At 36.7% G+C, this 13,849-nt stretch carries 14 protein-coding genes; 6 read left to right on the top strand and 8 right to left on the bottom strand.

Features of this window, described 5'->3' with window-relative positions; translation table 11 throughout:
* Positions 1–5 precede the first annotated feature (5 nt).
* From VBZ51_RS10760 to VBZ51_RS10735, 6 genes are all read right to left on the bottom strand, one after another.
* On the bottom strand, positions 6–1,061 hold the full coding sequence (locus VBZ51_RS10760) for a type III polyketide synthase (RefSeq protein ID WP_416576917.1): 1,056 nt from the start codon (positions 1,059–1,061) through the stop codon (positions 6–8).
* Positions 1,062–1,083: 22 nt separating this feature from the next.
* The gene (locus VBZ51_RS10755) at positions 1,084–1,791 is read right to left on the bottom strand and encodes a methyltransferase domain-containing protein (RefSeq protein ID WP_416576916.1); all 708 of its coding nucleotides are present in this window, start codon (positions 1,789–1,791) and stop codon (positions 1,084–1,086) included.
* Positions 1,791–2,912 (bottom strand): NAD(P)/FAD-dependent oxidoreductase, encoded by a 1,122-nt coding sequence (locus VBZ51_RS10750; protein WP_416576915.1) that lies wholly within the window; start codon positions 2,910–2,912, stop codon positions 1,791–1,793. Before VBZ51_RS10750 ends, VBZ51_RS10755 begins: the two co-directional genes overlap by 1 nt.
* An 81-nt stretch (positions 2,913–2,993) precedes the next feature.
* Entirely contained in the window at positions 2,994–3,677 is a 684-nt protein-coding gene (locus VBZ51_RS10745) for an OmpA family protein (RefSeq protein WP_394332422.1), read from the bottom strand.
* Positions 3,678–3,714: 37 nt separating this feature from the next.
* Positions 3,715–4,194 (bottom strand): lipocalin family protein, encoded by a 480-nt coding sequence (locus VBZ51_RS10740; RefSeq protein WP_058102878.1) that lies wholly within the window; start codon positions 4,192–4,194, stop codon positions 3,715–3,717.
* Between the two features lie 148 nt (positions 4,195–4,342).
* On the bottom strand, positions 4,343–6,319 hold the full coding sequence (locus VBZ51_RS10735) for an alpha-ketoacid dehydrogenase subunit alpha/beta (protein ID WP_416576914.1): 1,977 nt from the start codon (positions 6,317–6,319) through the stop codon (positions 4,343–4,345).
* Between the two features lie 121 nt (positions 6,320–6,440).
* On the opposite strand from VBZ51_RS10735, the gene VBZ51_RS10730 reads away from it, so the two are divergent.
* The 6 genes from VBZ51_RS10730 (at position 6,441) to VBZ51_RS10705 (ending at position 12,558) form a co-directional block, all read left to right on the top strand.
* Positions 6,441–7,391: an isopenicillin N synthase family dioxygenase gene (locus tag VBZ51_RS10730; RefSeq protein WP_058102880.1), complete on the top strand. Its 951-nt coding sequence runs from the start codon at positions 6,441–6,443 to the stop codon at positions 7,389–7,391.
* A 5-nt stretch (positions 7,392–7,396) separates the two neighbouring features.
* A complete protein-coding gene (locus VBZ51_RS10725; protein ID WP_416576913.1) occupies positions 7,397–7,726 on the top strand; it encodes a translation initiation factor in 330 nt (109 codons plus the stop codon).
* A 107-nt stretch (positions 7,727–7,833) separates the two neighbouring features.
* A complete protein-coding gene (locus tag VBZ51_RS10720) occupies positions 7,834–8,766 on the top strand; it encodes a DUF1835 domain-containing protein (RefSeq protein ID WP_058102882.1) in 933 nt (310 codons plus the stop codon).
* 1 nt (position 8,767) lies between these two features.
* Complete coding sequence (locus VBZ51_RS10715; protein WP_099192983.1) at positions 8,768–9,634, top strand: nucleoside phosphorylase; 867 nt, start codon at positions 8,768–8,770, stop codon at positions 9,632–9,634.
* Between the two features lie 55 nt (positions 9,635–9,689).
* On the top strand, positions 9,690–11,726 hold the full coding sequence (gene ppk1, locus VBZ51_RS10710; protein ID WP_416576912.1) for a polyphosphate kinase 1: 2,037 nt from the start codon (positions 9,690–9,692) through the stop codon (positions 11,724–11,726).
* On the top strand, positions 11,713–12,558 hold the full coding sequence (locus tag VBZ51_RS10705; protein WP_416576911.1) for a substrate-binding domain-containing protein: 846 nt from the start codon (positions 11,713–11,715) through the stop codon (positions 12,556–12,558). The genes ppk1 and VBZ51_RS10705 overlap by 14 nt, the downstream gene beginning before the upstream one ends.
* A 2-nt stretch (positions 12,559–12,560) precedes the next feature.
* On the opposite strand, the gene VBZ51_RS10700 is transcribed toward VBZ51_RS10705, so the two are convergent.
* Both VBZ51_RS10700 and ung read right to left on the bottom strand, forming a co-directional pair.
* Complete coding sequence (locus VBZ51_RS10700; protein WP_416576910.1) at positions 12,561–12,989, bottom strand: response regulator; 429 nt, start codon at positions 12,987–12,989, stop codon at positions 12,561–12,563.
* 80 nt (positions 12,990–13,069) lie between these two features.
* Complete coding sequence (ung, locus tag VBZ51_RS10695; protein ID WP_416576909.1) at positions 13,070–13,756, bottom strand: uracil-DNA glycosylase; 687 nt, start codon at positions 13,754–13,756, stop codon at positions 13,070–13,072.
* Positions 13,757–13,849: the final 93 nt, after the last annotated feature.

The following is a 13,849-nucleotide window of genomic DNA, read 5'->3' as shown; positions in this document are numbered from 1 at the left end:
ATATACTACCATTCTATTAATACCCGTTGTGCCGAAAATCCTGGTCCAAAACTTAGAATGAGCCCTTGCTCTCCTTCCGGAATTTTCTTATCCATGAAGCGCTCTAAAACGTAAAGCACCGTAGCACTGCTCATATTTCCATAAAGACGCAATACCTCTCTAGTGTCATCAATGTTTTTCCCTAAAGCGCCAAATAAAGCTTCTACGGTCTGCACAATTTTTCTTCCACCGGGATGAAATACCAAATGGTCTACTTTCTGAATGGAACTACCGTACTTTCCTAAAAAAGGATGTACTATTTCTGCAAAATGTTCAGCAATGGTTTCGGGTACTGCGGGATCAAGTATCATTTTCAATCCGTGGTTGGTAAGGTCAAACCCCATCATTTGGGTAGCATTATGAAAATGGTACATTTCCTCTCCAATTATTTTAGGTCCAATTGCATTTTCTTCGGATGATAATAACACACATGCCGCCCCATCACCAAAAATTGCCGCACTGACCATATTTGCCATGGAATAGTCTTGAAGCTGAAAGGTTGCGGTGGGACTTTCTACCGATACCAAGGCAATGCGCTTACCCGGATTGGATTTCAAAAAATTGTGTGCATATATGAGCCCGGAAACGCCAGCTGCACAACCCATTTCTGTTACGGGAAGTCTAACTACATCTTGTCGCATACCCAATTCATTGATCAAATATGCATCTAACGATGGAATCATTATACCTGTACAACTAACCGTAATAATGTAATCTATTGATGAAGCCGCCCAATTACTTTTGCCCAAGGCTTTCTTTAAAACATTGCCCCCCATACGTTTGGCTTCTCTGCTATAAATCTTGTTCTTATCTTCAAAAGAAGTTGTTTGAAACACTTCTTCCGGTGGCATAATTGAATAACGTTTATCTACCGCAGCGCCTTCAAATATTTTAACTACTTTTCTGGTAAACCGTTGCTCTTGCCCACTTAACCAATATTCAACAAGGGGAATAATATCCTCGGTATTTCTATAATACGGTGGTAATTCTTTGGTGACAGTTACAATTCTTGTGTAATTCATAGCTTTCTTAATCTTCAATCTACTACTTCTTTTTTAAAACCCATACATATCTAAATGCCCATTTCCATTGTATGTGATGCGTTACATTAGAAACCCTATGCGCTATTTGTCGCAATTCATTTATTTTAATTGCTCTTCGAATAGATAATAAGCCATCTTTTTTGCCAATTTCAGTTTTTATAAAAAACCAACTAAATATTTTAAACAAGTAATAGGCAACCGGACTACGCTCCAAATCATTGATGACCACCCCAATTGAAGCTAATTGTACAAACCGATTTACAAACTTTAAAACACCATCATCCGTAAAGTGGTGAAGGGTCAATGTAGACATCACAATATCTATTTTTAAATCGGAGAAATCGTGTAAAAGAATATCAGCCTGTATATAGCTAATTTCTGGATAATCTATGGTATTCCGCTTTGCCAACTCCAATGCTTTTGCATTTAAGTCTATTCCTATTAATTTAAGGTCAATATTCTTCTTTCTGGCTGCAGACGCAAGCTTTTTCAGCATGGTTCCATCGGAACAACCCATATCTAAAATCGTATACGATTCATTATTTTTAAACCTAAGTAATTCAAAAACAGCATTTAAAGTAATACGGTAACCACCTAGAAAATTATTGACCCTATTAATATCATTTAATATTAACTCAAGCTCGGAGATGGAACCTTTGTAGGTATCCATAATCTCCACTTCTTCACTTCTATGCTTAAAATCTATCATTAAACTATAGGCTTACCATGTGTTTTTGAAATAATATATCTTAATACTGTTTTTGATCTTCCAATGGTTTTTAAGCCTATTGAAACCCATTTTTCATTTAATAATATGCCTTGTAATATTCTGCCAAACCATAATCTTCTAGCTAAATTTTTAGACCAAGCTTTCCGGTAATCTTGTTCTAAAGCAACACGACTATATTTACCTTGTCCGTAAAATTGAACAATCAGTTCTGAAGCAATTTTAGCACTGTGTATTGCCATAGCCATACCATTGCCACAGAGTGGATGTATAAGTCCCGCAGTATCTCCACACATTAGCATATGGTCTACTACACTGTCTTTTTTATCAAAGGATATTTGTGCTATGGTCATGGGATTATCAAAAACAGGTTCGGAATTTTCTAGAAATTTTCTCAAAGACGGATTTTCCCCAACAATTTCTTGTGTGTAGCTATCCACATCTTTACAAGCTTTAAAACTGTTGTAGTGTGCTAAATAACAGAAATTTATTGCTCCTGTTTCCGTTTGGGACAAGCCACCATAACCTCCTTTAAAATTGTGTAATGCTACTTTACCCTTTGGAAAATCAGAAACCTTATAATGTGCCTTTACCGCCAACCAAGAATGCTTCTTTCTACTGAAGTTTCTATCGAGTTTCTTATCTAGCATAGAACGCTTACCATATGCGCCAATGACTATTTTTGCCGTATAGTTCTTTACATTTGTTACCACGGTAAATTGATCATCTTTAAACGCCGTAGAAATTACTTTTTCAAAATAAAAAATGACCCCAAGTTCTTTTGCCCGTAGATATAGGTAATTATCAAATGCATATCTACTAATACCAAATCCGCCCAAGGGTAGTTCGGTTTCTATACTATAACCATCAATGGCACTCATACTAAACCGGGTAATTTCCATAGCTCCTTTTGCTCTTAAGTCTATACCCAAACGTTGTAAATATGGCTCAACTTCTTTAGACACATACTCACCGCATACTTTATGATGTGGATAAGTCTGTTTCTCCAATATGGCAACATCCAATCCTTCCATAGCCAAATGAACCGCGGCGCAAAGTCCCGCTAGACCACCTCCAATTATCAGTATGCTATGCTCCTTCATTGCATGGAAGTTACACCAAAAACAAAAAAGCCCTGCAAATGCAGGGCTTTTATTTTTAACTCAATACCAAACTTTAAAATCTTAGTTCGTCTGAGTTTTAGCTTCTTGTTTTAGAGACTCACTGGCAACAATTGCCAACTCCACACGTCTGTTCTTTGCTTTTCCCGCAGCGGTACTGTTATCACCAACTGGCTGTGTTTCTCCATACCATTTGGTATCGAATCGACTAGCATCTATCCCTTGGCTTATTAAATAATTGGTTACCGACTCCGCCCTTTGCTTAGAAAGATTAAGGTTATACTCTTCTGCACCTGCACTATCGGTATGACCCTCTACTAAAATATTTGATTTTGGGTATTCTTTGAAAATACCAACCAATTTGTTCAATGTAGTTGCAGATGTACCTTGTACATTTGATTTATTGGTGTCAAAATAAACTCCGGCATCTTCGTTAAACGTAACATTGATACCTTCACCTACTCTTTTCACTTCTGCTCCTGGAATTTCCTCTTCTATACGTTCAGCTTGGCGGTCCATTCTATTTCCTATGTACCCACCGGCAGCGCCACCTATGGCAGCACCTAAAATTGCACCCAGAGCGGTATTATTTCCACTACCTACGTTATTTCCTAAAACACCACCGATTACGGCTCCACCCGTTGCGCCTATTACCGCACCTTTTTGGGTTTTATTTGCATTTTTTACTGTACTACAGCTCATTACCATGGCAAGAGCGATTATGTAACTAGTTTTGCGTAATATCATTGTTTTCATATACTTTATTTAATTTATAAGTAGGTAATTATTTTTTACTGAATTCATAAACTACGTTCACGGGTGACCCTTCTACCATAACGTTAGACTTTAGGGTCATTGCATACTCCGTAAGGTTTTCAATATTTAAACGGTAACCCGCACCTCCGGAAATATCCTGGTTTTTCTCGTTAATGAATTTGAACTGTAGTTGGCTTGTATAATTTTCTTCACGTTCTACAACTGACCATCTAATATAACGATCGCCCCCTGTACAAAATGTGGATTGGTCAATGGTATATCTACCAGTGCTGTTATTATCTCTAAAGAACCATTCGCTGCCCTCTAAACAAATATCTTCAACATCATTGAACAAAACAGCCTTAACATTGCCCGTATTACCCTCAAAAGAAACATTGTTCAAGGTCCAAGTACCGCTTAGTAGGTTACGCTTGCCCCTAGCATCCTTCGAAATTGAGCACGAGGATATTAAGAGTACCACACTAAAAAGCAAAATCATTTTTTTCATAAGTAAATTATTTAGGTTTGATCTATATACGTCATTTGTCATTATTTGGACGGAAACTTTTTATATTTTCGACCAATTGACATTGCAAAGATGCTCTTAAACAATCATACTTATTACCTCTTTTAACATTTTTGTTGACCTGTTTCCTTTAATAAGCTATGAGCTCTAGCAAATCTTTTTCAAACCTAGATTTTGCAAGATACTGTGCTTCTAGTTCGGCATTAAAAGGTATTGGCGTTTCTAAGCTACCAACTCTTTTTATTGGACCATCCAGGTACTCAAAACAATTCTCCATGACCATTGCAGAAATATCACTTGCAATTCCGCCGAAAAGGCTATCTTCCTGTAGTATTATAACTTTTCCCGTTCTTATAACCGAATCATAAATAGCTTTTGTATCCAGGGGTTGCAAGGTTCTTAAATCCAATACATCTGCCCTAATTTCCGTATGCTTATCTAAAGTTTCCAATGCCCAGTGCACTCCCGCACCATAAGTAATAATAGTTATTTGATCTCCCTGCCTTAAAAGACTGGCTTCCCCCAAGGGCAGGGTATAGTAATCAACAGGTACTTCTTGGTAAACACTTCTGTACAACCCTTTATGTTCAAAAAACAATACCGGATTTGGATCTTCAATTGACGTAGCTAGCAACCCTTTTGCATCATATGGAAACGCGGGGTACACAACTTTTAAACCGGGTGTTTTGGTAAACCATGCTTCATTGGTCTGGGAGTGAAAAGGACCTGCCGCTACCCCACCACCACAGGGCATTCGTATAACTACATCTGCGTTTTCTCCCCATCTGTAATAGCTCTTTGCCAAATAATTTACAATAGGATTAAATCCGCTACTGGCAAAATCCGCAAATTGCATTTCCATAACTGCCTTCATACCGTTTATGGACAAACCCATAGAAGCCGAAACAATTGCCGATTCGCAAATAGGTGTATTACGTACTCTTTCTTTACCAAAATCGTTAACGAACCCGTCGGTAATTTTAAATACCCCACCGTATTCAGCGACATCTTGTCCCATTATCACCAGGTTATCAAACTTCTTCATAGCCTGTCTCAAACCTTCTGATATGGCATCTACCAAACGGATTTTTGTAATAAATTTACTAGGTCTAACTTCTTTATAATCAAATTTTTGATACACATCACCTAACTCTATAGTTTCATTAGGTTTAATAGTATCCTCAGCAAAAGCAATTCTCAAATGTTCATCAATTTCTACCTGTATTTCAGTTTTGTAAGCCGCTATACTTTCTGGGGTCAACAAATTTTCGCCGATCAAATAAGTCGTAAAATTTTCTAGCGGATCTTTAGCCGCCCAGGTATCTAGAAGCTCTTGAGGCACATATTTTGTTCCGCTGGCCTCTTCATGTCCGCGCATGCGAAACGTCTTAAATTCCAACAAAATTGGTCTTGGATTTATACGCATATCCCTTACCAAATGAGCAACTTTAAAATAAACTTCTAAAATATTGTTCCCATCAATAATATGCGATTCCATACCATAACCCACACCTTTATCGGCAATATTATCACACTTAAACTGCTCGTTTGTGGGAGTAGACAATCCATACCCATTGTTTTCAACACAAAAAAGTACAGGAAGTTCCCAAACAGCGGCGACATTTAACGCTTCATGAAAATCTCCTTCACTTGTTGCTCCTTCCCCTGTAAATACAGCAGTTACTTTTTTCTCCTTTTTTAGTTTATGAGCCAAAGCAATACCATCTGCAACACCTAACTGCGGACCCAAATGAGAGATCATACCAATAATCTTGAAATCTTGTGTGCCAAAATGAAAGCTACGGTCCCTACCCTGTGTAAATCCGCTAGCTTTACCTTGCCATTGTGCAAATAATCTATATAATGGAATTTCCCTGGTTGTAAAAACACCCAAGTTTCTATGCATGGGCAATATATATTCATCTTCCTTTAAAGCCGTAGTTACCCCAACAGAAATAGCCTCTTGACCAATACCGCTAAACCATTTGGAAATTTTGCCCTGTCTCAGTAATATCAACATTTTCTCCTCAACCATACGAGGTTTAATCATTGATTTATAAAGTTTTAACTTAACGTCTTCCGTTACTTTAAAATCGGTGTAATTCATTAATACGGTCAATTTAGACTATTAAACTATAAATGTAACAAAAATGGATATAGCAAGTATCGATTATAACAACGCTATTAAATCAGCAATAATTATTAATTTTACGTAAAATCTTTAAAATATGAGTTTGGTACCTAGTGTAGACTTGACTGACTTTCTTTCGGAAGATCCAAAAAGAAAACAGAAATTTATAAATGAAATTGGAAAAGCCTTTGAAGAGATTGGCTTTGTTGCGTTGGGCGGACATTTCCTGTCCGATGAGCTGGTAGATTCGCTTTATGCAGAGATAAAAGCTTTTTTTGATTTACCTGATGATGTAAAAGACGGGTACCAAATTGAAGGCATAGGCGGGCAACGCGGCTATACTTCTTTTGGTAAAGAACATGCCAAAGGTAGAAAAGAAGGTGATTTAAAAGAGTTTTGGCATTTTGGACAGTATGTTGAGGATAATGATAAGTTAGAAAAGGAATATCCTGCAAATGTCATTGTAAAAGAATTACCTGAGTTTAACAAAGTAGGTAAGGAAACGTATAAAATGTTGGAAAAAACGGCAAAATACGTTTTACGCGCATTGGCCCTTCACTTAAACTTAGATGAGTTTTATTTTGATAACTTCATCAAGAACGGAAATTCAATTTTACGTCCAATCCACTACCCACCTATAAAGACAGAGCCAAAGAATGCCGTTAGAGCTGCTGCACATGGTGATATAAATTTGATTACCCTTTTAATGGGTGCACATGGTAAAGGTTTACAAGTGCAAAACCACGAAGGCGAATGGGTAGATGCCATTGCAAAGCCAGATGAGTTAATGATCAACGTTGGCGATATGCTGTCACGATTAACAAATAATAAATTGCTTTCCACAATCCATCAGGTGGTTAACCCTCCTAAGGAACTTTGGGGCACTTCTAGATATTCTGTTCCGTTCTTTATGCATCCTGTTAGCGAAATGCCGCTAAACTGTTTAGAGAACTGTATTGATGATGAGCATCCTAAACTATATGAAGATATTACTGCTGGAGAATTTTTACATGAAAGATTAATTGAGTTAGGGTTAATTAAAAAATAATAACCATGGATCTAAAAGACCAGTTAAAGAATCTTTTTCCAGACCACGAACCCGAAGAAAACGAGGTAGAAAATAAGACGGAAAACCCTATTTGGCTTCAAGAAGACCCAATAATCTGTAAGTACGAAAAACGCAAAGGTAAACCCATTACAATATTGGAAGGTTATACCGGTGCGGACGAAGATTTTAAGAAATTGGCCAAAGAACTAAAGACGAAATTGAGTGTTGGTGGCAGTTTTAAAGACGATAAAATTATAATTCAAGGAGATTATCGCGATAAAATCATGTCAATACTTAAAGATAAAGGCTTTGCAGTGAAGCGTGTAGGCGGTTAATTTAACATTATTTCAGTCTTTAAAACTATCATTTGTTTTCTGTTAAATAATTTTATAACGTTGTTATAAGTATTATTTTTAATCATTCTAACTAAATCAAACCTGGTATGAGTTCTCTCTTACACATTACCAATGGAGATGTTTTTACCGAACGCCTTCAGAAATTAAATTTAGACGGTGACGTCATTACATGGCGCGAAATGCTTTGTGAAGGCCAAACACTGCCTAACGTAGGTACGGAAACATTTTGGAAAGCACGTTTTGAGTTTCTCCATAAAAATTATAAAGTTTCAAAATCGTGGTTTATAGAAAAGACACTTAAAGAATACAGATCGCTCTGTAGTCATAAACAACAAGATCATATCGTACTTTGGTTCGAATATGATCTTTTTTGTCAAGTGAATATGCTAGCGGTCATTAGCTGGCTTCTCACCCATAGAAAATATGCCCAAATATCTTTGGTATGTAGTGGAAAGGAAGATGAATCCGATAAGATGTATAGCCTTAACGAGCTATCTGACGAACAATTATTGGGTCTTTACAAAAACAAAAAGGTATTAACACAAGATGATACTGAATATGCCGATTATGTTTGGCAACTTTACTGTAGCAATAACCCTATTCGGTTAGAGAACCTGACCGACTTTAAGGATTATCAGTTTGATTATTTAGGTGATGCCGTAAAATCCCACCTAAAACGTTTTCCAAGCATTAATAACGGACTTAATGATATGGAGAATACCATTTTAAAATTGGCCATTGACAAAAAACCAAAGTCCAAAACAGAATACATGGATGTGCTGCTTAAAAATCAGGGAAATCTTGGTTTTTCCAATACTCAATATGATCGTGCCATAACACGATTAAAACCTTTGATCACCAGCTTAAATCCTGTCCGTATTTCCAAAAAAGGAAAGGAAATCCTAGAAGGCAAAACAAGTTATTATTCTTGTATTCAAGACAACGATGTGTATTTAGGAGGTGCTTTAAAGTACAATTTCCTTTATAACACCACTACGAACCGAATCTTAAAATTATAGCATGCAATTAAAGCCTGCTGAACTTGTCATCAATGAAGATGGCAGTATTTATCATCTGAATTTATTACCAGAAGATATTGCAACCACGGTTATCACCGTTGGCGACCCAGATAGGGTTGGTCAGGTTTCCCGTTTTTTTGATACCATTGAGGTCAGAAAAGGAAAGCGTGAATTCCATACCCATACCGGGCATTTGAACGGCAAACGAATTTCTGTTATTTCTACCGGCATAGGTACGGATAATATTGATATTGTCTTAAACGAGTTAGATGCATTGGTAAACATTGATTTTAAGACAAGAACATTAAAAAAAGAGCACACTTCTTTAAATATTATTAGAATAGGGACCAGTGGGGCCATACAACCCAACATACCCATTGATTCGTTTTTAATAAGTGAATATGCTATAGGATTTGATGGGCTTCTGCATTTCTATGAGCACAGTAACATCAATTATCCAGAAATAGAAGAATCATTCATAGCACACACCTCTTGGCATAAGACCAAAGCAAGGCCATACGTGCTATCCTACTCAAAAAAACTAGGAGAACTGTTTACGGATAATCGTATACGATTAGGATTCACAGCAACAAATACAGGGTTCTACGGTCCTCAACAGCGACAATTAAGAATTAAGCCAAGTCAAATGGAATTAATGGAGAAATTATCCTCTTTTTCCTATAATGATCTTCAATTGACCAACCTTGAGATGGAAACTTCGGGTATTTATGCCCTTTCACAGCTACTAGGTCACGAGGCCGTATCACTAAATTGTATTTTAGCGAACAGGTCAACCGGGGAGTTCTCTACCACCCCAACCGCTTCGGTAGATAAACTTATTGAGTTCTGTTTGGAAAGATTGGCTTAACATAGATTTACAATAATCTTAAAATTGTACTACTTATTTTTACGCAAATCTTACAATGAAAAAAGACAATTTAAAGCATAGGGATATTAATTGGCTCTATTTTAACGAGCGTGTTCTACTTGAAGCTAAAAGTGATGACACACCGTTGTTAGAGCGATTAAAGTTTTTGGCGATATTCTCATCTAATCTAGATGAGTATTTTAAGGTTCGTGTCTCTCAGCTTCGTCAAATTAAAAATCTTGATAAAAAGTTTCGTAAAAAATTAATGTTCAAGGCAAATTCTACCTTACAGCATATTTTACAAACCGTAAACGAACAACAAGTACAATTTGGCAAAGTCATAGCTTCTACCCTAGCTCAATTGGAAGAACATGACATATTCATTAAGAATTCCAAAAACATTAGTGAAAACCAGAAGCAATTTTTAGAAGAGCTGTTTTTGAATGACATAAAAGATGCATGTGAGATTCATGAGGAAAATGCATTTTTAACCGATGGTGCACTTTATTTAGTAGTAGCACACCCTGGAGATGAATATAGCCTTGTTAAAATACCAACAGATGGACAAGAACGTTTTATTCCTATTCCAGGAGATGGTCATCAATTTTGCTATATAGATGATGCAATAAGGCTAAATATTGATAAATTACTTCCGTCAAAAGAGGTCCTTGGTTGTTATTCTATTAAACTATCTAGAGATGCTGAATTATATTTGGATGACGATTACTCTGATGTAGAACTTGTTGAGAAAATTTACAACTCTTTGGACAAACGCCTATCAGGTCAGGCCACCAGACTACTTTATGATGAGTCAATGCCAAATTGGCTAATAGATTCATTGAAACGTGATTTTAAACTGGGAGACGTTGATCTTTCACCAGGCGGCACTTACCATAATTTATCCGATTTTTTCTCTTTTCCCGCTCCAGAAGGAACAGCACATTTACAATACCAAGAGAAACCGGCATTGCCTCACCCAGAATTATCATTTACAACGGATATATTTAATAGTATCGCCACAAAAGACCAATTGGTACATTTTCCGTACCAAGATTTTAAGGTGGTTGAAGATTTTTTGACAGCAGCAGCCACAGACCCACAGGTAAAAGCTATAAAAATGACCATTTACCGTATTGCCAAGTCATCATCTCTAGCAGATGCCATATTGACCGCATTGGATAATAATAAAGAGGTCACATTATTCGTAGAGGCACAAGCAAGGTTCGATGAAGCCAATAACATTAAATGGGGACGTATTTTTGAGGAGAAAGGCGCTAAAGTAATTTTCAGCATACCACAAGTAAAGGTGCATTCAAAAATTGCCATGGTATATAGAACGGAGGGCGAAATTGAAAAGCGCTACGCTTATATTGGCACTGGTAATTTTAATGCTAAAACATCCAAAATTTATTGTGATCACGGTTTATTTACCGCTCATAAGAAAATAACCAAAGATTTAAGCCAGGTGTTTCAGGTGCTGGAACGTAAATTGATCGTACCTAAATTGAAGCGTTTAATGGTTTCGCCGTTTACAACCAGAATTACGTTTATGAACCTTATTCAAAATGAGATTACGGCGGCATTGAACGGAAAGAAAGCTGGTATTACTGCGAAAATGAACAGCCTTGAAGATTCTAACATGATCAAGGCATTGTACAGAGCTGCTAATGCAGGTGTCCATGTTAGATTGATCGTAAGAGGGTTCTGTTGCTATTTAACATCTAACGAAAACCCTAGTGACGGCATGAAAGACAACGTGTACATTACTAGTATTGTAGATCGGTATTTGGAACATGGGCGTATCTATTTATTTGAAAATGGCGGAGACGAACTAATGTACATTGGGTCGGCTGATTGGATGACCCGTAACCTTGATAGAAGAATTGAGGTATTAACACCCATTTTGGACGAGGACATCTTTAACGAATTGAAGCATATTCTGTCATTGCAGCTAAATGACAATCAAAAAGCACGTATACTTGATGTAAATAACACCAACAAAAAAGTCGATATGGCAGATGGTGACGCACCAATACGATCACAATACGCCATCTATGACTATCTAAAAAGTAAATTGAATGAAAACGGTTAAGATAATTGGAGTTCCAGAACATTTTAACCTTCCTTGGCATCTAGCCATTGAAGAAGGTGCTTTTGAGGAGCGTGGTATTCAACTTGAATGGACAGATATACCTGAAGGAACAGGTAAAATGAGCCAAATGCTAAAAGATGGCGAAACAGATCTGGCAATCATTTTGACAGAAGGTATTGTTAAGAGCATCACCGAAGGCAACCCCGTAAAAATTATTCAAGAATATATTGCATCTCCCCTGCTTTGGGGTATACACGTAGATGCCAAAAGTTCGTTCCAATCATTAAATGAGTTAGAAAATACCACTGCAGCCATTAGTCGCTTTGGTAGTGGCAGCCATTTAATGGCTTACGTTCAAGCTAAGCAAATGGGATGGGACACCCATAATTTAAAATTCAACATTATAAACAATCTTGAAGGTGCAATAAATGGTTTAGCTTCTGGTGATGCCGATTATTTTATGTGGGAGCGTTTTACCACAAAGCCATTGGTAGATAAAGGTACTTTTAGACATTTAGGAAATTGCCCTACACCATGGCCATGTTTTGTTCTTGTAGGTACCAACACCTTTCTTGAAGAAAATAGCGGAATTCTAGATCATATACTTGAGATAATCAATACCTATACTAGAGAATTTAAACAAATACCTAAAATAGATACTACGCTAGCAAATAGGTATCATCAACAATTGGAAGATATTCAAGAGTGGTTGCAAATAACCGATTGGAGTCAAAAACAGCTACCCGCAGAGACTTTGATCCATGTACAAAACACATTACGGGAACTAAACCTTATAGAAGATTCAATTCCCGTAACAGAAATTTTAAAATAGTTTTAGATTGTCGCTAAACTAAAATGCTTTTGAATCAAAGCTTTAAAGGTATCATCTGACAAAGGCTTTTGCGCATAATCGGCAACATATTTGTTTGTATTAGCTCTCTCTTTATCGTCTTTATTATCACTAATTGTAACTAGAACAATGGTTATTTGATCTTTAAACTTTTTAGGAACCATATCCTCATAAGCTTTCATAAACTGCCAACCGTCCATCACCGGCATTCTAAGGTCTAACATGACCATACAAGGTAATTCTAACTGCTCTTGACCTTTACCGAGAATAAAATCTAAAGCTTCTTGACCGTTTAATGCAGAATTAATATTGACGTCCATATCCAGCTTATTGATAAAAATAGAATGCAAGAAGTTGCTTGCATCATCATCATCGACCAGTAAAATGGTATTCAGCCTGTCTAAGTTATTCATTTAAGTAGTTTTAGTTTGTTTGATTGAGTGGTGTACCTTTCGATACCTACTAAATTTAAAGCATTTATTTATTATCTAACTTACCACGTTATCATTTTATTGCCTAAATCATTCAAAATTTTATTACTGGCAGAAAAATGTCCATTACCAAACCAGTACCCACGATTAGCACTTAATGGCGATGGGTGACCCGATGTTAAAATCGAATGCTTCTTTGCATTGATCAGTTTCGCTTTTTTTTTGGCAAAGCCACCCCATAATAGAAAAATCAATTGCTCTCTGTTTTCTGAAAGCGATCTTATAACAGCATCGGTAAATGTTTCCCACCCCTTTTTCTGATGACTTCCGGCTTCATGTTCCCGTACGGTAAGCGTAGCATTTAACAATAAAACACCCTGTCTAGCCCAATCTTCAAGATTTCCACTCTGCGGGTATGTTTTGCCTATATCATTTTCCAGTTCCTTAAATATATTCACTAATGATGGTGGATGTTTTACACCATCCTTTACCGAAAAACATAATCCATTAGCTTGATTAGGACCATGATAGGGATCCTGCCCTATAATTACAACTTTTACATCATTAAAATCACAATAATCAAATGCCGCAAAGATGTCATTTTTACCGGGGTAGCAAGTGTGCTCACTATACTCATTGTCCACAAATTGTATAAGATCTTTAAAATAAGGCTTCTCAAATTCACCCACGAGTTGATGTCGCCAACTTGGAACTAGTTTATTTTGTAAGGTATTCAATAGATCATTCATCTTTTTCAAATGTAATATTATGATTATCACAAGTCAACTCATGTCATAACAATTAAATACTAAACATAATTCCATTAATTAGCCCCAGAACAC

This window comes from Maribacter sp. HS (genome assembly GCF_048059195.1).
GTDB classification, from domain to species: domain Bacteria; phylum Bacteroidota; class Bacteroidia; order Flavobacteriales; family Flavobacteriaceae; genus Maribacter; species Maribacter dokdonensis.
This window is presented reverse-complemented; position numbering and strand designations above follow the sequence as displayed.